Origin of the sequence: Sphingopyxis sp. HIX, from assembly GCF_001468285.1 — a bacterium.
Classification (GTDB): domain Bacteria; phylum Pseudomonadota; class Alphaproteobacteria; order Sphingomonadales; family Sphingomonadaceae; genus Sphingopyxis.
The window spans coordinates 243007-264244 of record NZ_LNSB01000001.1; the positions used below are offsets into that span (position 1 = coordinate 243007).

Annotated in this window: 20 protein-coding genes and 1 pseudogene; 12 read left to right on the forward strand and 9 right to left on the reverse strand. The window is 67.0% G+C overall.

Going from position 1 to position 21238, the window contains the following annotated elements:
* Positions 1-42: 42 nt before the first annotated feature.
* The 11 genes from ATE62_RS01075 to ATE62_RS01125 all read left to right on the forward strand — a co-directional run bounded on the left by ATE62_RS01075 (position 43) and on the right by ATE62_RS01125 (position 12324).
* Positions 43-900, forward strand: coding sequence for an SDR family NAD(P)-dependent oxidoreductase (locus ATE62_RS01075; protein ID WP_058806581.1), 858 nt, complete (start codon positions 43-45; stop codon positions 898-900).
* Positions 897-2357, forward strand: coding sequence for an MFS transporter (locus ATE62_RS01080; RefSeq protein ID WP_058806580.1), 1461 nt, complete (start codon positions 897-899; stop codon positions 2355-2357). Before ATE62_RS01075 ends, ATE62_RS01080 begins: the two co-directional genes overlap by 4 nt.
* A 110-nt stretch (positions 2358-2467) precedes the next feature.
* The gene (locus ATE62_RS01085) at positions 2468-3757 is read left to right on the forward strand and encodes an acyl-CoA dehydrogenase family protein (RefSeq protein WP_058806579.1); all 1290 of its coding nucleotides are present in this window, start codon (positions 2468-2470) and stop codon (positions 3755-3757) included.
* Between the two features lie 106 nt (positions 3758-3863).
* Positions 3864-4955: a Zn-dependent alcohol dehydrogenase gene (locus ATE62_RS01090; protein WP_058806578.1), complete on the forward strand. Its 1092-nt coding sequence runs from the start codon at positions 3864-3866 to the stop codon at positions 4953-4955.
* 148 nt (positions 4956-5103) lie between these two features.
* On the forward strand, positions 5104-6171 hold the full coding sequence (locus tag ATE62_RS01095; protein ID WP_058806577.1) for a phosphotransferase family protein: 1068 nt from the start codon (positions 5104-5106) through the stop codon (positions 6169-6171).
* On the forward strand, positions 6168-6929 hold the full coding sequence (locus ATE62_RS01100) for an SDR family oxidoreductase (protein WP_058806646.1): 762 nt from the start codon (positions 6168-6170) through the stop codon (positions 6927-6929). Before ATE62_RS01095 ends, ATE62_RS01100 begins: the two co-directional genes overlap by 4 nt.
* A complete protein-coding gene (locus ATE62_RS01105; RefSeq protein ID WP_058806576.1) occupies positions 6926-7732 on the forward strand; it encodes an SDR family NAD(P)-dependent oxidoreductase in 807 nt (268 codons plus the stop codon). The genes ATE62_RS01100 and ATE62_RS01105 overlap by 4 nt, the downstream gene beginning before the upstream one ends.
* 11 nt (positions 7733-7743) lie before the next feature.
* Positions 7744-8691 carry an aldo/keto reductase family protein gene (locus ATE62_RS01110; protein WP_058806575.1) on the forward strand — a complete coding sequence of 316 codons (948 nt, stop codon included), beginning with the start codon at positions 7744-7746 and terminating at the stop codon, positions 8689-8691.
* The gene (locus ATE62_RS01115) at positions 8688-9890 is read left to right on the forward strand and encodes a serine hydrolase domain-containing protein (RefSeq protein WP_058806574.1); all 1203 of its coding nucleotides are present in this window, start codon (positions 8688-8690) and stop codon (positions 9888-9890) included. The genes ATE62_RS01110 and ATE62_RS01115 overlap by 4 nt, the downstream gene beginning before the upstream one ends.
* Positions 9891-9909: 19 nt before the next feature.
* Positions 9910-11943 (forward strand): 3-hydroxyacyl-CoA dehydrogenase NAD-binding domain-containing protein, encoded by a 2034-nt coding sequence (locus tag ATE62_RS01120; protein WP_058806645.1) that lies wholly within the window; start codon positions 9910-9912, stop codon positions 11941-11943.
* 144 nt (positions 11944-12087) lie between these two features.
* Positions 12088-12324, forward strand: coding sequence for a hypothetical protein (locus ATE62_RS01125; RefSeq protein WP_058806573.1), 237 nt, complete (start codon positions 12088-12090; stop codon positions 12322-12324).
* An 84-nt stretch (positions 12325-12408) separates the two neighbouring features.
* On the opposite strand, the pseudogene mmsB reads toward ATE62_RS01125, so the two are convergent.
* The 9 genes and pseudogenes from mmsB to ATE62_RS01170 all read right to left on the reverse strand — a co-directional run.
* Positions 12409-13287 (reverse strand): annotated as a pseudogene (gene mmsB, locus ATE62_RS01130) (3-hydroxyisobutyrate dehydrogenase); the annotation flags it as partial.
* The gene (locus ATE62_RS01135) at positions 13286-14068 is read right to left on the reverse strand and encodes an enoyl-CoA hydratase-related protein (protein WP_058806571.1); all 783 of its coding nucleotides are present in this window, start codon (positions 14066-14068) and stop codon (positions 13286-13288) included. The gene ATE62_RS01135 and the pseudogene mmsB, both read right to left, overlap by 2 nt.
* Positions 14069-14216: 148 nt before the next feature.
* Positions 14217-15263 carry an enoyl-CoA hydratase/isomerase family protein gene (locus tag ATE62_RS01140; protein ID WP_058806570.1) on the reverse strand — a complete coding sequence of 349 codons (1047 nt, stop codon included), beginning with the start codon at positions 15261-15263 and terminating at the stop codon, positions 14217-14219.
* A complete protein-coding gene (locus tag ATE62_RS01145; RefSeq protein WP_058806569.1) occupies positions 15260-16405 on the reverse strand; it encodes an acyl-CoA dehydrogenase family protein in 1146 nt (381 codons plus the stop codon). The genes ATE62_RS01140 and ATE62_RS01145 overlap by 4 nt, the downstream gene beginning before the upstream one ends.
* Before the next feature lie 2 nt (positions 16406-16407).
* Complete coding sequence (locus tag ATE62_RS01150) at positions 16408-16821, reverse strand: RidA family protein (protein WP_058806568.1); 414 nt, start codon at positions 16819-16821, stop codon at positions 16408-16410.
* Positions 16814-17119 carry an I78 family peptidase inhibitor gene (locus ATE62_RS01155; protein ID WP_058806567.1) on the reverse strand — a complete coding sequence of 102 codons (306 nt, stop codon included), beginning with the start codon at positions 17117-17119 and terminating at the stop codon, positions 16814-16816. The genes ATE62_RS01150 and ATE62_RS01155 overlap by 8 nt, the downstream gene beginning before the upstream one ends.
* Before the next feature lie 21 nt (positions 17120-17140).
* Positions 17141-17695: a hypothetical protein gene (locus ATE62_RS01160; protein WP_058818408.1), complete on the reverse strand. Its 555-nt coding sequence runs from the start codon at positions 17693-17695 to the stop codon at positions 17141-17143.
* A 46-nt stretch (positions 17696-17741) separates the two neighbouring features.
* Positions 17742-18680 carry a polysaccharide deacetylase family protein gene (locus ATE62_RS01165; RefSeq protein ID WP_058807904.1) on the reverse strand — a complete coding sequence of 313 codons (939 nt, stop codon included), beginning with the start codon at positions 18678-18680 and terminating at the stop codon, positions 17742-17744.
* 7 nt (positions 18681-18687) lie between these two features.
* On the reverse strand, positions 18688-20181 hold the full coding sequence (locus tag ATE62_RS01170) for a CoA-acylating methylmalonate-semialdehyde dehydrogenase (RefSeq protein WP_058807903.1): 1494 nt from the start codon (positions 20179-20181) through the stop codon (positions 18688-18690).
* Positions 20182-20277: 96 nt separating this feature from the next.
* Between ATE62_RS01170 and ATE62_RS01175 the strand changes: the two genes are divergently transcribed.
* Positions 20278-21165 carry a LysR family transcriptional regulator gene (locus ATE62_RS01175; RefSeq protein ID WP_058807902.1) on the forward strand — a complete coding sequence of 296 codons (888 nt, stop codon included), beginning with the start codon at positions 20278-20280 and terminating at the stop codon, positions 21163-21165.
* The last annotated feature ends 73 nt before the right edge of the window (positions 21166-21238 follow it).

A 21238-nucleotide genomic window follows, 5' to 3' on the forward strand; every position in this document is an offset into this window, starting at 1 on the left:
CGCGCCTAAGCTAGGTCGCAAAAGAAAACGGGAGCAGAGGATATGCGATTCGCAGGCAAGGTCGCCGTGGTCACCGGCGCGGCATCGGGCATCGGCAAGGCGACGGTCTTGAAACTGGCGAGCGAGGGCGCGCATGTCTTCGCCGCCGACATCGACCTCGCGGGCGGGCAGGCGCTCGCCGCTTCGTCGAACGGCAAGATCGACTTCGTCCCGTGCGACGTGACGCGCCCCGCCGATATCGAGATATTGATGGACACCGCCGCGGCGAAGGGCGGCGGGATCGACATCCTGTTCAACAATGCCGCCGCGGGCGGCGACCGCGCGCCGATCGACGAGATCAGCCCCGAGGGATGGGACCGGACGATGGACCTGGTGCTGAAGTCCGTGGCGATGGGCATCCGCTACGCCGCACCGCATATGAAGCATCGGCCGGGCGCGAGCATCGTCAACACCGCGAGCGTCGCGGCGCTCGGCGCGGGCTATTCGCCGATCGCCTATGCCGTCGCCAAGGCAGGGGTGCTGCACCTGTCGAAGGTCGCCGCGACCGACCTCGCGCAATACGGCATCCGCGTGAACGCGATCTGCCCTGGCTTCATCAACACCAATATCTTCACCGCGTCGCTCGAGGTGCCCGACGCGATGAAGGCGCAGGCGAACGAGATCATTGCCGGCATGAGCGCGCAGGCGCAGCCCGTCGCGCGCGGCGGCCAGCCCGAGGATATCGCCAATGCGGTCGCCTATCTCGCGAGCGAGGAGTCGAGCTTCATGACCGGCACGCACCTGCTGGTCGACGGCGGGCTGACGATCGGCCAGCGCCACGCCTGGGACAAGGAGAGCCCGGGCATGTTCGACGCGCTGACCCAGATGGAGGAGGCGGCGAAGGCGGGAGCCGCGGCGTGACCGCCGCCGCCAAGGCCGTGCCCGACGCGCGGCGGCTGCCCGTCTGGCTCAAGGCCACCCACGGGCTGGGCAGCATCGCCTATGGCGTCAAGGACAATGGTTTCGCGACCTTCCTGCTGCTGTTCTACAACCAGGTCATCGGGCTCGACGCGGGCGTCGTCGGCGCCGCGATCATGGTCGCGCTGTTTGCCGACGCGCTGGTCGATCCGATCATCGGCGAGCTGACCGACCGCACGCGCAGCCGCTGGGGGCGCCGCCTGCCCTGGCTTTACGGCGCGCCGATTCCGCTCGCGATCATGTGGATGCTGCTGTGGAGCCCGCCCGAGATGAGCGACGCCGCGACGATCGGCTGGCTGATCGCCTTTGCGATCATCGTGCGCGCGCTGGTGTCGATGTGCGAGGTGCCGTCGGTCGCGATCGTGCCCGAGCTGACCGCCGATTATGACGAGCGCACGGTAGTGATGCGCTATCGCTTCCTGTTCGGCTGGGGCGGCGGCCTCCTGATCCTGCTGCTCGCTTATGGCGTGTTCTTCGGCGGGCCGAAGGGGCTCGTCGATCCCGACGGCTATTTCCCCTATGCGCTGACCGGGGCGCTGATGATGGCGGGCGCGGTGATGATCTCCGCCGCGGGACAGCACAAGCGGATCGCGGTGTCGAACCTGGCCGATGCGAAGCCGGCGGGCAGCATCGGCGATATATTGCGCGAGATGAAGAAGACGCTGTCGAACCGCGCCTTCCTGTGGCTGATCTTCGCCGCGCTGTTCGGCTTCATCAACCAGGGCATCACCTTCTCGATGACCAATTATATGCTCGGATTTTTCTGGAAGCTCGATCAGGGCGAGATGATCACATACGTCTTCCTGCTGTTCGGGACGATGATCGCGGCCTTTCTGCTCGTCGCCCCGCTGTCGCGGGCGCTCGGCAAGCGCGAGGGGGCGATCGCCGCGGGGGCGATCACGCTGACCGTCAACACGGCGATGTATTTCACCTGGATCCAGGGGGTCTTCCCCGGCCTGCCCGGCAAGCCCGCGGTCGAGGCGATGTTCGCGCTGGTCTTCGTCTCGAACACCTTCGCGATCATCCTGATGATCCTGTCCTCGTCGATGATGGCCGACGTCGTCGAAGCCTCGCAGAGCGAGACCGGGCGGCGGTCCGAGGGGCTGTTCTTCGCGGGCTATTTCTTCATGCAGAAATGCGCGACGGGCATCGGCATCTTCATCGCGGGGCAGATATTGTCCTACGCCGCCTTCCCCGCCGCGGCGAAGCCCGGCGAGGTCGGCGATGCGGTGCTCACCGACCTCGCCTGGGGCTATATGCTCGCGGTGCTGGTGATCGGGCTGATGGGGCTGATCGTGACGCGGCAATTCCCGATCTCGCGCGCCGATCACGAGGCGCGGCTGGCGTTGCTCGACGATGCGGCGCGCGCCGAGCCCGACGCGAGCGGCGCGCATCCGTAACGGAAAAATGCGCCGCGCGGCGAAAGGGTGTAATTTTAGGGCTGCAAGGCTTGGCAGCGCGGACGAATCGGTCCAAGGGCTTACGTGAACGTAAAGGGAAAGGAACACAGATGGATTTCGACCTCACCGAACGGCAGCAATATTGGCAGGGCCGCGTGCGCGAATTCATCGATCGCAAGATCCGCCCCGCGGTGCCGACCTATTATGAGCAGGACGCCGCCGGCGACCGCTGGAAAGTGATCCAGATCGTCGAGGATCTGAAGGCCGAGGCGAAGGCCGCGGGCATCTGGAACCTGTTCATGCCGCCGCGGAGCGCCGCGCACCACCATGTCGACGAGACCTTCGAGTTCGAGGGGCCCGGCCTCACCAACCTCGAATATGCGCTCTGCGCCGAGGAGATGGGGCGCGTCGGCTTCGCGAGCGAAGTGTTCAACTGCTCGGCGCCCGATACCGGCAATATGGAAGTGTTCCATCGTTACGGCACGCGCGCGCAGAAGGAAAAATATCTCGGCCGCCTGATGAATGGCGAGATCCGCTCGGCCTTCCTGATGACCGAGCCCGCGGTCGCTTCGTCCGACGCGACCAACATCGAGACGCGGATCGAGCGCGACGGCGACGACTATGTCATCAACGGCACCAAATGGTGGTCGTCGGGCGCGGGCGACCCGCGCTGCGAGATCGCGATCGTGATGGGCAAGACCGACTTCGGCGCCAAGCGCCACCAGCAGCAGTCGATGGTGCTGATGCCGCTGAATTCGCCGGGGGTGAACATCAAGCGCCACCTGCCCGTCTTCGGCTATGACGACGCGCCGCACGGCCATATGGAAATCGAGCTGAAGGACGTGCGCGTCAACGCCGAGGAAGCGATGCTGCTGGGCGAAGGCCGCGGCTTCGAGATCGCGCAGGGACGCCTCGGGCCGGGCCGCATCCATCACTGCATGCGCACGATCGGTGTTGCGGAAGAGGCGATTTCGAAGATGGCGAAGCGGCTGCAGTCGCGCGTCGCCTTCGGCAAGAAGATCGCCGAATACAGCATCTGGGAGCATCGCATCGCGCGCGCGCGCATCGATATCGAGATGACGCGCCTGCTGTGCCTCAAGGCCGCCGACATGATGGACAAGGTCGGCAACAAGTCGGCCGCGGCCGAAATCGCGATGATCAAGGTACAGGCGCCGAACATGGCGCTGTCGATCATCGACGACGCGATCCAGGCGCACGGCGCCGGCGGCGTGTCGGAGGATTTCGGGCTGGCCAAGGCCTATGCGCACCAGCGCACGCTGCGCCTGGCCGACGGTCCCGACGAGGTCCACGAACGCGCGATCGCGCGGATCGAATTCGCCAAGCACAGCGAAGCGAGCGAGCCGGGCTTTTCGTCGGGCGACATCGGCGTTTCGCGCTAAAGCATAATCCGTTCGTGCCGAGCTTGTCGAAGCACCGTCCTTCCTTGTCCCGAAGAAAGAACGGCCCTTCGACAGGCTCAGGGCGAACGGCCTGAGAGGACAGTTCATGACCAAAGCCGCCATCCTGATCGAAGCCGGCCAGCCGCTGTCGATCGAGACCGTCCAGATCGCCGATTGCGGCCCGCACGAGGTGCGCATCCGCACCGCGGCCTGCGGCCTGTGCCATTCGGACCTGCATTTCATCGACGGCGCCTATCCGCATCCCCTTCCGGCGATCCCGGGCCATGAGGCGGCGGGGATCGTCGAGGCGGTGGGCAGCGAGGTGCGTATGGTCAAGGTCGGCGACGCGGTGGTGACCTGCCTCAGCGCCTTCTGCGGCCACTGCGAATTCTGCGTTTCGGGCCGCATGTCCTTGTGCATGGGCGGCGACACGCGCCGCGCGCCCGGCCAGCCGCCGCGCATCACGCGCCCCGACGGCAGCGTGGTCAACCAGATGCTCAACCTCAGCGCCTTTGCCGAGACGATGCTGGTGCACGAACATGCCTGCGTGCGCATCGACCCCGACATGCCGCTCGACCGCGCCGCGGTGATCGGCTGCGCGGTGACCACCGGCGCGGGAACGATCTTCAACGCGTGCAAGGTGACCCCGGGCGAGACCGTCGCGGTGGTCGGCTGCGGCGGCGTGGGCCTCGCGACGATCAACGCCGCGAAGATCGCCGGCGCGGGGCGCATCATCGCCGCCGACCCGGTGCCCGAGAAGCGCGAACTCGCGAAGAAGCTCGGCGCGACCGACGTCGTCGATGCGCTGTCCGACGATGCCGCGAAGCAAATCCTCGAAATCTCGAAGGGCGGGGTCGATCATGCGATCGAGGCCGTGGGACGTCCCGCCTCGGCGAGCCTCGCGGTTGCGTCGCTGCGCCGCGGCGGCACCGCGACGATCCTGGGCATGATGCCTTTGTCCGAAAAGGTCGGCCTGTCGGCGATGGACCTGCTCAGCGGCAAGAAATTGCAGGGCGCGATCATGGGGGGCAACCGCTTCCCCGTCGATATCCCGCGGCTCGTCGATTTTTACCTGCGCGGGCTGCTCGACCTCGACAGCATCGTCGCCGAGACGATCCCGCTCGAAAAGGTCAACGAAGGGTTCGAAGCCATGAAGAAGGGCGATGCCGCGCGGTCGGTGATCGTGTTCGACCAGTGACGCGCGCGATGATCATTCACACCCTCCCCTTCAGGGGAGGGCAGCGAGACTTGGGAACTTGTTCCCTAGTCGCAGCGGGTGGGGGCCGTCGGCCTCGCGCAAGGCCGATGGCCCCCACCCCAACCCCTCCCCTGAAGGGGAGGGGCTTATGACCTTGGACGCGCAAAAGGCCTTCAGCGGCACCGTCGCGCCCGAGGGCGCCGACGTGCTCGACGAGGCGAAGCTGACCGCGTGGATGGAAGCCAATGTCGAGGGGTTCGAGGGACCGCTGACGCAGGGCAAGTTCGCCGGCGGCCAGTCGAACCCGACCTACAAGATCTCGGCGCCGTCGGGCCATTATGTCCTCCGCCGCAAGCCCTTCGGCCCGTTGCTTCCCTCGGCGCATGCGGTCGACCGCGAATATAAGGTGCAGGCGGGTCTGTATAAGACGGGCTTTCCCGTCGCGCGCCAGTACGGCCTCTGCACCGACGACAGCGTCGTCGGCAGCTGGTTCTATGTCATGGGCATGGTCGACGGGCAGACGATCTGGGACGGCGCGATGCCGGGATCGACCCCCGAGAATCGCCGCGCAACCTATGAAGCGATGATCGATACGCTGGCGGCGCTGCACAATGTCGATGTCGAGGCCGCGGGGCTTTCGGACTATGGCAAGCCCGGCAATTATTTCGGTCGCCAGGTCGACCGCTGGACCAAGCAGTACCGCCTCTCCGAAACCGAGACGATGGACGAGATGGAACAGCTGATCGCCTGGTTGCCCGCGACCTTGCCCGAGCAGACGCGCACCAGCGTCGTCCACGGCGATTACCGCATCGACAATATGATCTTTGCGAAAGACCGGCCGCAAGTGCTCGCGGTGCTCGACTGGGAATTGTCGACGCTGGGCGATCCGCTCGCCGATTTCACTTACGTGGCAATGGCGTGGGTGACCGAAAATGGCGGGCGTTCGGGGGTCGAGGATCTCGATCGCAAGGCGCTGGGCATTCCCGAGCTCGACGAGATGGTCGCGCGTTATTGCGCCGCCACCGGGCGCACCGGCGTGCCCGACATGAACTGGTATTTCGCCTATAATTTCTTCCGCCTCGCGGGGATCATCCAGGGGATCAAGAAGCGCGTGATCGACGGCACCGCCTCGTCGCAGCATGCGCGCGACATGTCCGAACGCGTCCGCCCGCTCGCCGAAAAGGCATGGGCCTTTGCGAAGAAGGCGGGCGCATGAGCCTGTTCGACCTGAACGGCAAGGTGGCGATCGTCACCGGATCGTCGCGCGGCATCGGGCGCGCGATCGCCGAGGAATATGCCGATCATGGCGCCAAGGTGGTGATCACCAGCCGCAACCTCGAACCCTGCGAAGAGGTCGCCGCGGCGATCAACGCCAAACACCCCGGCCATGCCATCGCGATATCGTCGAGCCTGTCTTCGAAGGAATCGCTGCAGGCGATGGTCGACGCCGGGCGCGCCGCCTTCGGTCCGATCGACATCCTCGTCTGCAACGCCGCGTCGAACCCGCATTACGGCCCGATGGAGACGATCAGCGACGAGGCGCTGCGCAAGACGCTCGACCATAATATCGTCGCGCAGCACTGGCTGATCACGATGGTGGTGCCGGGCATGCGCGAGCGCAAAGCAGGATCGATCATCCTCGTCTCGTCGATCGGGGGGCTGCGCGGCACGCCGATCATCGGCACCTATGCGATCACCAAGGCCGCCGACATCCAGATGGTCAAGAATCTGGCGCGCGAGTTCGGGCCGTCGAACATCCGCATCAACGCGATCGCGCCGGGGCTGGTGAAGACCGATTTCGCGAAAGCGCTGTGGGAAAATCCCGACAATCTGAAGGCGTCGGTGTCGAACGCCTGCCTCGGCCGCATCGGCGAGCCGCGCGAGATCGCGGGCGCGGCGGTGTTCCTGGGATCCGAGGCGGCGAGTTTCATGACCGGGCAGACGGTCGTGCTGGATGGAGGTGTGGTGGTATGAGCGGAGCATTGGACGGCAAGGTCGCGATCATCACCGGCGCGGGCAGCGGCATCGGCCGCGCGAGCGCGCTGCGCTTCGCCGCCGAGGGCGCGAAGCTGGTGCTCGGCGACAAGACCGCCGCGGTGCACGACACCGCCAAGGCGGTGCAGGACGCGGGCGGCGAGGCCGTCGCGCTGGAGATCGACGCCGGGGTCGAAAGCGACGTCGCTTTGCTCGTCGCAACCGCGAACGAAACCTATGGCGCGCTCGACGTCGCTTTCGCCAACGCCGGGATCATCGGCGACATGGGGGGCATCTTCGATTTCGACCCCGCCGCCTGGGCCGAGACGCTGCGCGTCAACCTGATCGGCCCCGCGCTGATGGTGAAGCACGCCGGCAAGGCGATGGTCGACCAGGGGCGCGGCGGCGCGATCGTGCTGACCGCGAGTGTCGCGGGGATCAATTCGGGCGCGGGCCCGGGCGCTTATTCGGCGTCGAAGGCGGGGGTGATCAACCTCGCCAAGACCGCGGCGCAGCAGCTGACCACCAGCGGCGTGCGCGTCAACGCGATCTGCCCCGGCCTCACCGAAACCGGCATGACCAAGCCGACCTTCGACTATGCCAAGGCCAAGGAGGTCACCCACAAGCTCGGTCAGCTCAACCCGCTGAAGCGCGCGGCGCAGCCCGAGGAGCTCGCCAATGTCGCGCTCTTCCTTGCGAGCGATCAGGCGAGCTATGTCAACGGACAGGCGATCGCGGTCGACGGCGGGCTCACCAGCTCGCACCCGGTGACGCGCCAGCTATTGGGCCAGACCTCGCACTGAGGAGAGACGACATGCAGTATCGGCAGCTTGGCGACAGCGGCATCGAGGTTTCGGCGATCTGCCTCGGCAGCTGGCTGACTTACGGGGTCGGGGTCGACGATAGCGCAGGGCGCGCGTGCGTCGATGCGGCCTTCGATGTCGGCATCAACTTCATCGACACGTCGAACATCTATGGCCGCGGCGCGGCGGAGAGCTTCCTCGGCGACGTGCTCAAGGACCGGCGGCGCGATTCCTACGTGCTCGCGACCAAGCTCTTCTTTCCGATGACCGAGACCGACAAGGGGCTGTCGGCGGCACAGGTCGCGAAGCAGATCGATGCGAGCCTGGCGCGGCTCCGGACCGACTATGTCGACCTCTACCAATGCCACCGCTACGACCCCGATACCCCGCTCGAGGAGACGATGGAGGCGCTGAGCGAGGTCGTGCGCAGCGGCAAGGCGCGCGCGATCGGCTTTTCCGAATGGTCGCCCGAACAGATCGAGGCCGCGGTCGCGCTCGCGCCGCCGCACGTCAAATTCGTGTCGAGCCAGCCGCAGTACAGCCTGCTCTATCGCCGCGCCGAGGCGAAGGTGATCCCGCTCAGCATCGCCAACGGCATCGGCCAGATCGTCTGGTCGCCGCTCGCGATGGGGGTGCTCAGCGGCAAATATGCGCCGGGCGCGACCCCGCCCGCGGGCACGCGCGCGGCGGGCGACGATGCGGCCTTCATGAAGCTCTATATGACCGACCCCGTGCTCGAAGCGGTGCAGCGTTTGAAGCCGGTCGCCGAAAAGGCGGGCTGTTCGATGGCGCAGCTCGCGATCGCGTGGGTGCTCGCGCAGCCGGGGATCACCAGCGCGATCGTCGGCGCGAGCCGCCCCGAGCAGCTGCGCGAGACCGCCAAGGCCGCCGACCTGGCGATCGACCCCGCGTTGCTCGCCGAGGCGGCCGCCATCCTCGAAGGAGTCCGTATTTCGTGAGTCAGGGTTTCGACACGGCGCGGCTCGACCGCATCCCGGCCTTCCTGCAGGCCAAATATGTCGGCCCCGGCCGCCTGCCGCACGCCGCGACCCTGGTGTCGCGGCACGGCGAGGTGGTGCACCAGTCCTGCGTCGGCGACGCCCGCCCGGGCGAGGCGCTGAAATCCGACGCGATCTTCCGCATCGCGAGCATGACCAAGCCGATCACCAGCATCGCCTTCATGATGCTGGTCGAGGAAGGCAAGGTCGCGCTCGGCGATCCGCTGGTGAAGTTCTGCCCCGAGTTTCGCGACACTGGCGTGTTCGTCGCGGGCGGCGGCAACATCCCCTTCGTGACGCGCCCGCCCGCGACGCCGATCCGCATGGTCGACCTGCTGCGCCATACGTCGGGGCTGACCTATGGTTTCCAGGAGCGCACCCCGGTGGACGCCGCCTACCGCAAGGCGCGGATCGACGATTTCGATGCGGCCTATACGATGGACAGCTTCATCGAAGGGCTGTCGAAAATCCCGCTGCAGTTCGACCCCGGCGCGCACTGGAATTATTCGATGGCGACCGACGTGCTAGGCGCGGTGGTCGAGCGCATCGAGGGCAAGCCCTTTGCCGAGGTGCTGCACGAGCGCATCTTCGGCCCGCTGGGCATGGTCGATACCGGCTTCAAGGTGCCCGCGGCGCGGCAGCACAGGCTGACCGACTGCTATGTCTTCGACCCGGCCGAGAAGATGAAGATCTTCGACAATGGCGCGACGAGCCGCTGGGCGAAGGACCGCAGCTTCCATTCGGGGGGCGGCGGGCTCGTCTCGACGCTCGCCGATTATCACCGCTTCTGCCTGATGCTGCTCGGCGGCGGGCAGTTGGATGGCACCCGCATCGTCAGCCGCAAGACGCTCGCGCTGATGACCGCGAACCATCTCGTCGGCGGCGGCGACCTCGTCCAGCATAGCGTCGGCATCTTTTCGGAAGCCGAAAACGCCGGGGTCGGCTTCGGGCTCGGTTTCGCGGTGACCGAACAGCCGGCGCAGACGCTGACCCCCGGGTCGGTCGGCGATTATTATTGGGGCGGCATGTTCTCGACCGGTTTCTTCGTCGATCCGGTCGAGCAAATCTGCTCGGTCTTCATGACCCAGCTGATGCCCTCCTCCACCTATCCCGTGCGGCGCGAGGTCAAGACTTTTGTCCACGCCGCGCTCAACGATTGACCCTTTCAAGGAGCCTATGATGTCCGAAGAAACCCCGAACAGCGTCACGATGGAGAAGGACGGCGAAGTCGCCGTCGTCATCGTCAACAACCCGCCGGTCAACGCGCTGAGCTGGCACGTCCGCGAGGGCCTCGCCAATCACTTCGCCGCGGCGCTCGCCGACGACAGCGTCAAGGCGATCGTGCTTCGCTGCGACGGCAGCACCTTCATCGCGGGCGCCGACATCAGCGAATTCGGCAAGGCCCCGCGCGGTCCCGATTTCAACGCGGTGCTCAACAGCATCGAAGCCGCGACCAAGCCGGTCGTCGCCGCGATCCACGGAACAGCCCTTGGGGGCGGGCTCGAGACCGCGCTCGTCTGCCATTATCGCGTCGCCGTCCCCTCGGCGAAGCTCGGCGTGCCCGAGGTCAAGCTCGGCCTGCTGCCCGGCGCGGGGGGCACCCAGCGCCTTCCCCGCGTCGTCGGGGTCGAAGCCGCGGCGACGATGGTGTCGTCGGGCGATCCGCTGCCCGCATCGAAAGCCAAGGAGCTCGGCCTCGTCGACGCGCTCGCGGGCGAGGACAGCCTCGCCGCCGATGCGATCGCCTTTGCCCGCGAAAAGATCGCCGACGGCCCGCGCCCGACGCGCGAGCGTCCGGTGTTCGGCGACGTCGCGATCATCGAACAGCTGAAAGCCGCCAACGCCAAGAAGTGGCGCGGGTTCGACGCGCCTTATGCGAATCTCGCCTGCGTCGAGGCCGCAACGCGGCTGCCCTTCGACGAAGGCCTCGCCTTCGAGCGCCAGGAATTCACCAAGCTGATGTTCGGCAGCCAGTCGGCGGCGCAGCGCCACATCTTTTTCGCCGAGCGCCAGGCCGCGAAGATCGACGGGCTGCCCAAGGATACCGCGCTGCGCGACGTGAAGAAGGTCGGCGTGATCGGCGCCGGCACGATGGGCGGCGGCATCAGCATGAACTTCCTCCAGAAGGGCATCCCCGTCACCATCGTCGAGATGCAGCAGGAAGCGCTCGACCGCGGCACCGGCGTGATCCGGAAGAATTACGAAGCGTCGGCCGCCAAGGGCCGCTTCAAGCCCGAGCAGGTCGAGGCGATGATGGGGCTGCTCACCCCGACGCTCAATATCGAGGATCTGGCCGACTGCGACCTGATCATCGAGGCGGTTTATGAGAATATGGACGTGAAGAAGGAAATCTTCGCGAAGCTGGACGGCATCGCCAAGCCCGGCGCGATCCTGGCGTCGAACACCTCCTACCTCGACATCGACGAGATCGCGACCGCGACGAGCCGCCCCGGCGACGTGCTCGGCATGCATTTCTTCTCGCCCGCCAACGTCATGAAGCTGCTTGAGGTGGTGCGCGGCGACAAGACCGCACCCGACGCGCTGGCGACGGCGATGGCGATCGGCAAGAAAATCGGCAAGGTCGCCGTGGTCGCGGGCGTATGCGACGGCTTCATCGGCAACCGCATGCTGAAACCGCGTCAGGTCGAGGCGATGAACCTGCTGATGGAAGGCGCGACGCCGCAGCAGATCGACAAGGTCCATGTCGATTTCGGCATGCCGATGGGCCCGTTCCAGATGAGCGACCTCGCCGGCGTCGATATCGGCTGGCACCGCGACCCGACGCGCATCGAATCGATCCGCGACGCGCTCGCCGCCAAGGGCCGCTGGGGGCAGAAGACCGGCAAGGGCTTCTACGACTATGACGAGAAGCGCAATCCGAGCCCGAGCGCCGAGGTCGCCGAGATCATCGAGGATTTTCGCCAGCACTCGAACAAGGCGAAGCGCGAGATCAGCGACCAGGAAATCATCGAGCGCACGCTGTACCCGATGGTCAACGAAGGCGCGCTGATCCTGGCGGAAGGCAAGGCGCAGCGCGCGTCGGACATCGATGTCGTGTGGATCTATGGCTATGGCTGGCCGGTCTATCGCGGCGGCCCGATGTTCTGGGCGGGGCTGGAGGGCACCGACAAGATCGTCGCGGCGCTGGAGAAGCACGGTTTTGCGGTGGCGCCGCTGCTGAAGGAAAAGGCCGAGGCGAAGAGCGGGTTCTAAACCGCGCTTCGGAAAGGATGAGAAGGCCGCCTGTCCCATGCTGGGGCGAGCGGCCTTTTCTTTGCTCCGCATGCCGGTCGGCGGCGGCGACCATGATGCGATTCAAGGTTAAAGCCGTGGCAACCGCTGCCGTTAGGGCAGAGCATGAACGCCATGTCCTTGCTCGCCATCCTGTTGCTCACCGGAAGCACCGCCGCCTCGGCGCCGGTCGCGGCGCCGCAGGCGAGCGCTGTGGGCATCGCCCGCGCGCGGATCATCGCGCCGGCCGAGGTGCGGCGCGTCGACGGACGGCTGGAAGTGCGCACCGGCGATCGCAAGGCGCCGACGCAGGTGCATCGCACCGACCGCAAGGACGGCGGCGAAACGGCGGATTTCTACTAACCTCCGTCGCCCCCGCGAAGGCGGGGGCCGCTGGCAGGATAGCGCTACGCTGATAGCGGCCCCCGCCTTCGCGGGAGCGACGGATTATTTCTGCAGCGTCTGGATGATCGCCGAAAAGTCGCGGCCGTCCTTGTCGGCTTCGACGAACGCCTCATAAAGCGCGCGCGCCTTGGCTCCCATCGGGACATCGGCGTCGACGCTCGCCGCCGCCTCCATCGCGAGGCGCAAATCCTTGAGCATCAGCGCCGCCGCGAAACCGCCCGCATAGCCATTGTCGGCCGGCGTCACCGGGCCGACGCCTGGAAGCGGCGCGTAGCTGGTCAGCGACCAGCATTGCCCCGACGACACGCTGGCGATGTCGAAGAATTTCTGCGGATCGAGCCCCAATTTCTGCGCGAGCGCGAGCGTTTCGCAGGTCGCGATCATCGAGGCGCCAAGCAGCATGTTGTTGCAGATCTTCGCGCCCTGCCCCGCGCCCGCATCGCCCGCGTGGATCACCGCCTTGCCCATTTTCGCCAGGATCGGTTCGGCGCGCGCGAAGCCCTCGTCGGTGCCGCCGACCATGAAGGTCAGCGTGCCCGCATTGGCCGCCGCGATGCCGCCCGATACCGGCGCGTCGACCGCGACGAGGCCCTTGGCAGTGGCGGCTTCGATGTTCGACCGCGCGGTCGCGACGTCGATCGTCGAGCAGTCGAGCAGCAAGGTGCCCGGCGCCGCGTTCGGGAAGACATCGCCTTCATAGACGCCCGCGACATGCTTGCCCGCGGGGAGCATGGTGACGACCGCCTCGGCGCCCGTGACCGCCTCGGCGGTCGATGCAGCGCGCGTGCAGCCTGCCTCGACCGCGCGGGTTAGGGCGTCCTCGCTGAGGTCGAAGGCGCGGACCTCATGGCCCGCCTTGGCGAGGTTCGCGGCCATGCCGCCGCCCATATTGCCGAGTCCGATGAAGGCGATTTTCATGTCAGCGACCTTTCCACACGCCTTCGCGCTTCTCGATGAAGGCGGCCATGCCTTCGGCCTTGTCCTCGGTCGCGGCGAGGATCTGGAACAAGCGGCGTTCGTAGATCAGTCCCTGGTCGAGCGTGGTTTCGAAGGCGGCGTTGACCATGTCCTTGTTCACCATCGCGGCCATCGGCGGCATCGACGCGATGGTCGTGGCGGTCTTCACCGCCTCGTCGACCAGCGTTTCATGCGCGACGACGCGTGCGACGAGGCCCGAGCGTTCGGCCTCGGCGGCGTCCATCATCCGGCCGGTGAGGCACATTTCCATCGCCTTCGCCTTGCCGATCGCGCGGGTCAGCCGCTGCGACCCGCCCATGCCCGGCGCGACGCCGAGCTTGATTTCGGGCTGGCCGAATTTCGCCTTGTCCGAGGCGATGATGAAGTCGGCCATCATCGCCAGCTCGCAGCCACCGCCCAATGCGAAGCCGTTGACCGCGGCGATCCATGGCTTCCTCACCTTCTTCACGAAGTCGCTCGTCCATTTCGAGAAGAAATCCTCGAGGTAGAAATCGGCCGCCGGCTTGTCGGCCATTTCCTTGATGTCGGCGCCCGCGGCGAAAGCCTTGTCACCCGAGCCGGTAAGCACGGCGCAGCGCTGGCTGTCATCGGTTTCGAAGGCGGCGAAAGCCGCGATCAGATCGTCGAGCACGCCCGAGTTGAGTGCATTGAGCGCCTGCGGGCGGTTGAGGGTGACGAGCGTGACGGCGCCGCGCTGTTCGACGAGGAGGGTTTCGTAGGTCATTTCTATCTCCAAAAATCCTCCCCGCTGGCGGGGAGGTGGCAGACCCGGAGCGAAGCGGAGGGGATGACGGAGGGGGTTCGCAGCCCTGTGCAAGGCCGATGGCCCCCTCCACCGCCTTTGGCGGTCCCCCTCCCCGTTCCGGGGAGGATTAAAGCGGTTTCCATTCTTCTTCGGCGGGCAGCGGCGCGAAGATCGCGGCGATCAGATCGTCGCTCACGCCTTCGGCCGTCGCGGGGTTCCATTGCGGCCTATTGTCCTTTTCGACGATCACCGCGCGCACGCCCTCGGCGAAGTCGGGGCGGGTGAGCACGCGGCTGCCGATGCGATACTCCATCGCCATGTTCGCGGCGAAATCGGGCAAGCCCAGGCTGTCGGCGAGCTGGCGGAGCGCAACCTTGCACGTCTGGGGCGACTTGGTGCGCAGCGCGGCCAGTTCCTTCGCCGCCCATTCGCCGGGATCGGCTTCGAGCGCGGCGAGGATATCCTCGAGCCTGTCCGACGCGAAGAGCCGGTTGATGTCGGCGATATGCGCCAGGATCTTCGCCTCGGGCGGGGCCGCCGACAATTCGCCGAGGATGCCGCCGATCCGATCGGGGTGCTCGGCGATGCGCGCCTTGGCCTCGGCGAGCTTCTCGGCCGGAAGATAATGGGTCGCGAGGCCGAGCGCCAAACATTCGGCGCCGTCGAGCCGCGCGCCGGTGAGCGCGAGGAAGGGACCGACGCGGCCTTCGAGCCGCGAGAGATACCAGCCGCCGCCGACGTCGGGGAACAGTCCGATCCCGGTTTCGGGCATGGCGAGGCGGGTATTTTCGGTCGCGACGCGATATTTCGCCGGCAGCGAAATGCCGACCCCGCCGCCCATGGTGATGCCGTCCATGAAGGCGACCACCGGCTTGGCATAGGTGAAGAGCAGGTGGTTGAGCTGATATTCGTCGTGGAAGAAGCGGCGGCCCGAGGCGCCGTCGTCGGTGAGTGCCGAATTGCGGAGGAAGGCGATATCGCCCCCGGCGCAGAAGCCGCGGCCCTCGCTATGGTCGAGCAGCACCGCCTGCACCGCGGCATCGTCTTTCCACGCGACGAGCGCCGCGATCATCGCGTGCACCATGTCGAGGTTGAGCGCATGGATCGCCTTGGGGCGGTTGAGCGACAGGCGTCCGACGGCACCGTCGACGCTGATCAAAACATCTTCGGTCATTGGCGCAGCAGGTCCCGTCCGACGATCATCCGCATCACCTGGTTGGTGCCTTCGAGGATCGAATGGACGCGGAGGTCGCGCCAGAAACGCTCGATCGGATAGTCGCGCAGATAGCCATAGCCGCCGAACAATTGCAGCGCGTCGTTGACGATCTTGCTGCCATTGTCGGTCGCGAGGCGCTTCGCCATCGCCGAGAAGCGCGACTTGTCGGGGGCGTTGGCGCTGACCTTCGCCGCCGCGAGATAGAGCAGGGCGCGCGAGGCTTCGAGATCGGTCGCCATGTCGGCCAAGGTGAATTGCGTATTCTGGAAATCGGCGATCGGCTGGCCGAACTGCTGGCGGTCCTTGCTATAGGCGATCGCCTCGTCGAGGCAGCGCTGCGCGCCGCCCAGCGAGCAGGCGCCGATGTTGAGGCGGCCGCCGTCGAGCCCCGCCATCGCGAAGCGGAAGCCGTCCCCCTCGGCGCCGACGAGATTTTCGACCGGCACGCGGCAATCCTCGAAGATCACCTGCGCGGTGGGCGAAGCGTTCCAGCCGAGCTTCTTCTCGGGCGCGCCGAAGCTCAAACCGGGCGTGTCCTTTTCAATGACAAGGCAGGAAATGCCTTTCGACTTCTCTTCGCTGGTGCGGACCATGCAGACATAGATGTCGTTATAACCCGCGCCCGAGATGAACTGCTTGGTGCCGTTCAGCACATAATGGTCGCCGTCCTTTTTCGCCGTCGTCTTGAGCGCCGCGGCGTCGGACCCCGAACCGGGTTCGGTGAGGCAATAGCTGGCGATCTTCTCCATGCTGACGAGCGATGGCAGGAAACGTTCCTTGACCCCGGTGCCGCCGAAGCGGTCGATCATCCACGTCGCCATATTGTGGATCGAAACATAGGCGCTGGTCGCGGGGCAGCCATAGGCCATCGCCTCCATGATCAGCGCCGCCTCCAATCGGCCGAGCCCGATGCCGCCCGATTCCTCGGCCACATAGATCGCGCCGAAGCCGAGCTCGCCCGCGGCCTTCCACACCTCGACGGGATAATGGCTTTTCTCGTCCCATTCGGCGGCGAAGGGCGTGATGCGGTCGGCGGTGAACTTGCGCGCCATATCCTGGATGGCGAGCTGGTCGTCGGTAAGCTGGAACTGGTCGGTCATGGTCATTTCTCGATGAGGATGGCTTCGGCTTCGATTTCGACTTTCCACTCGGGGCGGATCAGCGCGGGGATGACGAGCATCGTCGAGGCGGGACGGATGGCGCCGAACATCGCGCCATGCGCGCGCCCGACGAGGTCGGCGTCGGCGGGGTCGGTGATGTACATGCGCGTGCGCACGACATCGGCGGGCGAGCCGCCGAGCGCTTCGAGCGCCTCCTTGATGATCGTCAGGCAGCGTGCAGCCTGCACGCCCGCATCGCCGGAGGTCGAGCTGCCGTCGGGCTCGATCGGCGCGCAGCCGGCGACGTCGATGCGGTCGCCGACGCGCACGGCGCGGCTATAGCCATAAATTGGCTCGAACGGCGAGGCCGAACCATGGTTGCGACGTCCCCCCGTCGCCGCGCCCGCGTCAGCCACAGCTGACCCGTTCGATCTTCATCGCGCCGTCATAGGAGACGGTGAGGCGGTCGGCGCGATAATCCATGGTCACCGCCATGCCCGGCGCGACCCAGCGCAGGGTGCGCGCGCCGGTCGCGCGGAGCAAGGCGGCCCCGGTTTCGGCGCTCGCGGTCTGGCCGACGAAGCTTTGTCCGGCATCGCCGTTGCAGGCCGCCTCGGCGGGCGGGGGCAGCGGGGCGGGTTCGGTTCCGCCACCCATCGTCGAGCAGGCGGCGAGCGGCAGCAGGGCTGCGGCGGCGATCCAGCGAATTTCCATCGTCTCTCTCCTTCGTCCCAATCAGGCGCTGCAGCGCGTATAGCGCATCGCATTGGCGGCGGCACCCTCGCCATAGTCGCGGCGGACGAGCGTCTTGCCGCCATCGGCGATGCTGAGCACCATCAGCCGGTCCCAATCCATGCCTTCGCCGCTGAATTTATAGTCGGCGGCGATGCGATTCGCGCTGCGTTCGCGGACGCGCGCGAGCTCACCGTGCGATTCGTGGAAGCGCAGGTTTGCGGCGTCGATGACGAGCGCGGTGAGGTCGGTGCCGGGCTTTTTCGGGCAGTCGGCAGCATTGAGCGCCCACCGCCCCTGGATCGCGGCGGGGATCGCCTTGTCGCCGCTGCCGATGCCCGCCTCGACGGCGGCCGGCGGTTTGACCGCCGGATCGGGCTTATAGTCTTCGGCCGGAGCGGGTTCGGGGGTTTCGGCCGATGGAGCAGCAGGAGCTTCGGTCGCCGCGGGCGCGACGCTGGCCTTTTCCTCGGGCGCGGCCTTGTCGGTCGTGTCGCCGCAGGCGGAGAGCAGCAGCAATCCCCCGGACAGGCACAGCGGGAGCAGATAGCGGGTCATCGTCTTTCTCCTTTGCCGGGAGAAATGCGCAGGGTCGGGACGGGTTTCATTCGCCCTCGCCTTCGTGGAGCACTTGGGCGTTGAATTCGGCGGTCGCGAGCGCGGTGTCGTTGTAGCGGTACCAGCGCGGCGCGGGCACGCCCGCCTGCCACGCGAGCGCCTCGGTCAGCGTGCCGTTCGCCGAGGGCACGTCGGGCATCAGCGCGCCGATCGGGTCGGCATAGGCGGTGTCGGCGCTGACCACGGTCCAGCCCGCCCCCCGCAACGCGCGGACGAGGTCGCCCACGTAAAGCGCGGCGAGGTCGGTTTCGTGGAGCAGCATCATCTGCACCGGCTGGCGCCCGATGACCTGTCGCATCAGGCCGTCCGCATGATCGGCGGCCTCGACATGCCAGGTCACGTAGAGCCGCCCGAGCGCGTCGCGGTCGATCGCCTTGCCCGCCTTCGCCGCCTGGATCGCCAGCGTTTCGAGATGCCAGTCGGACGATTCGGCGGTGACATAGCCGTTGCGGAGGCCGCGTGCTGCGAGCCCGGCACGCAGCGCGTCGCGCTTCACCTTGTCCTTGCCGCCCTCGTCGAGGAAGGGGAAGCGGAACCAGGGGCGATAGCCGGGGCGGCCCTGGAGCCAGGCCTCGGCCTTGTCGATGTCGGCGAGATAGGCCTCGGCGCTCGTCGCGTTCAGGTGCGGGTGGCTGAAGCTGTGGTTGGCGATGACGTGCCCCGCCGCGACATAGGCGGCGAGCCTTTCTTCGCCGCCCGTGCCGTCACCGCGCCCGAGCGCGCCGGGGTTGACGAAGAACACCGCCTGCGGCGCCTCGGCCGCCTTCAGCTCGGCGATGATCCGCGCGCTGCGCTCGTCGGGGGTGAAAAAGGCCCCGCGCCCGCGCGGCGCGTCGTCGAAGGACAGCGCGATCAGCTTCTGCGCCGCCGCCGGGACCGGCAGCAGCAGCAGGATTAGCAAGGGAAGGAACAGCCGCCGCAACAAGGCGGCGTCAGCCCATCGTCGGGATGACGAAGGCGTTGCCGCCGTCGGGCGACCCGTCGGGCCAGCGCGCGGTGATGGTCTTGACCTTGGTCCAGAATTTGACGCCTTCCATGCCGTGCTGGTTGGTGTCGCCGAAGGCCGAGCGCTTCCAGCCGCCGAAGCTATGATAGGCGACCGGCACCGGGATCGGCACGTTGATGCCGACCATGCCGACATTGACCCGCGCGGCGAATTCGCGCGCGGCGTGGCCGTTGCGGGTAAAGATCGCGACGCCGTTACCGTATTGGTGCTTCGAGGGCAGCGACAGCGCGGTTTCGAAATCGGGCGCGCGGACGATCTGCAGCACGGGGCCGAAAATCTCTTCCTTGTACGATTCCATGTCGGTGGTGACATGGTCGAACAGGGTCGGGCCGATGAAGAAGCCCTTTTCATGCCCCTGCAGCGTGAAGCCGCGGCCGTCGATCACCAGTTCGGCGCCCTCGTCGGCGCATTTCTGGATCCAGCCCTCGACCTTTTCCTTGTGCGCCTGCGTCACGACGGGGCCGTAATGCGCCTCGGCATCGGTCGACACGCCCACCCTGAGAGCCTCGATCGCGGGGATCAGCTTGGCCTTCAGCCGCTCGGCGGTCTCGTCGCCGACGGGGACGACCACGGGCAGCGCCATGCAGCGTTCGCCCGCCGAGCCGAAGGCGGCGCCGGCGAGGTCGTTCACCACCTGGTCGAGGTCGGCGTCGGGCATGACGATGCCGTGATTCTTCGCGCCGCCCATCGCCTGCACGCGCTTCCCGTTGGCGACGCCGCGGTTGTAGACATAATGCGCGATATCCGACGAACCGACGAAGCTGACCGCGCCGATATCGGGATGGTCGAGGATCGCGTCGACCATTTCCTTGTCGCCATGGACGACCTGGCAGATGCCCTCGGGCAGCCCGGCTTCGAGGAAGAGTTCGGCGAGGCGCACCGGAACGCTGGGGTCGCGCTCGCTGGGCTTGATCAGGAAGGCGTTGCCGGTCGCGATCGCAACGCCGCTCATCCACAGCGGGATCATCGCCGGGAAGTTGAACGGGGTGATGCCGGCGCCGATGCCGATCGGCTGGCGCATCGAATAGACGTCGATGCCCGGCCCGGCGCCCTGCGTATATTCGCCCTTCAGCACATGCGGGATGCCGCAGCAGAATTCGATGACTTCGAGGCCGCGCTGGATGTCGCCCTTCGAATCGGCGATGACCTTGCCGTGCTCGGACGAGAGCAGATGCGCCAGTTCGTCCATATTGGCTTCGACGAGGCGCTTGAATTCGAACATCACGCGCGCGCGGCGCTGCGGGTTGGTCGCGGCCCAGGCGGGCTGCGCGGCCTTCGCCGCGGCGACCGCCTTTTCGAGGAGCGCGGCGTCGCCCAAGGCGACCTCGGCCTGCACGCCGCCGCTGTTGGGGTCGAACACCGGGCTGCTACGCCCGCCGCCACCGGCACCGCCGACGATGAGATGGTCGATCTGTCGCATGCTTGAGTCTCCCGCATATGTTGCCGCTGCCACAGCCGAGTTGCGAGGCGATTGCAAGGGATAGACTTGCAGGACGATGCTGCATATTTGCAGGCCATGGACTGGGACAAGCTGCAATATTTCCTGACCGTCGCGCAGCAGGGCACGCTCGCGCGCGCCGGGCAGGCGCTGCAGGTCGATGCGACGACGGTCAGCCGTCAGCTGAGCGCGCTCGAGGCGATGCTGCAACAGACATTGTTCGAACGCGCGCCGGGCGGTTTCCTTTTGACGGCGGCCGGCCGCGCGCTCGTCCCGCATGCCGAGGCGATGGCGGCGGCGGCGGCGCGCATCCGCTCGGTCGAGGGCAGCGGCACGGCGCTGTCGGGGCAATTGCGGGTGAGCGTGTCCGAAGGCTTCGGCAACAGCTTCATCGCGCCGAGATTGGCGGGTTTCGTCGCCGCGCATCCCGAACTCGAGATCGATCTCGTCGCCTCGTCGGGCTTCCTGAACCCGTCGCGGCGCGAGGCCGATATGGCGGTGCTGCTCGCGCGGCCGCGCAAGGGCCCGCTGATCACGCGCAAATTGTCCGACTACAGCCTTGGTCTCTACGCCCCCGCGAACCGCATCGACTGGCAGGAAGCGGTCGCCGCGACGCCGCTGTCGCGCGCCGGGGTGCCGGTGATCGGCTATGTTCCCGACATCCTCTACGCGCCCGAGCTCGACTATCTGGGCGAGATCGAGCCGGGGCTGCGCGCCGGGGTGCGCTCGTCCTCGATCCTCGCGCAAAGGCGGATGATCGCGGGCGGCGCGGGGGTCGGCGTGCTGCCCTGCTTCCTCGCGGCGGGCGATCCCGCACTGGTGCGCGTGCGCCCCGAGCAGGTGATCGCGCGCGCCTTCTGGCTCGCGCTCCACCGCGACGTCGCCCCGCAACCGCGCATCCGCGCCTTCATCGACTGGCTCGACGGCGAAGTGCGCGAGAGCCGGGGGTTGTTCGTGCCGGGCTAGCCGTTCCTCGCCCTCCCTTTTCGTCATCCCCGCGCAGGCGGGGATCCAGCTTTTTCCTTCTTCGTGCCTTTGC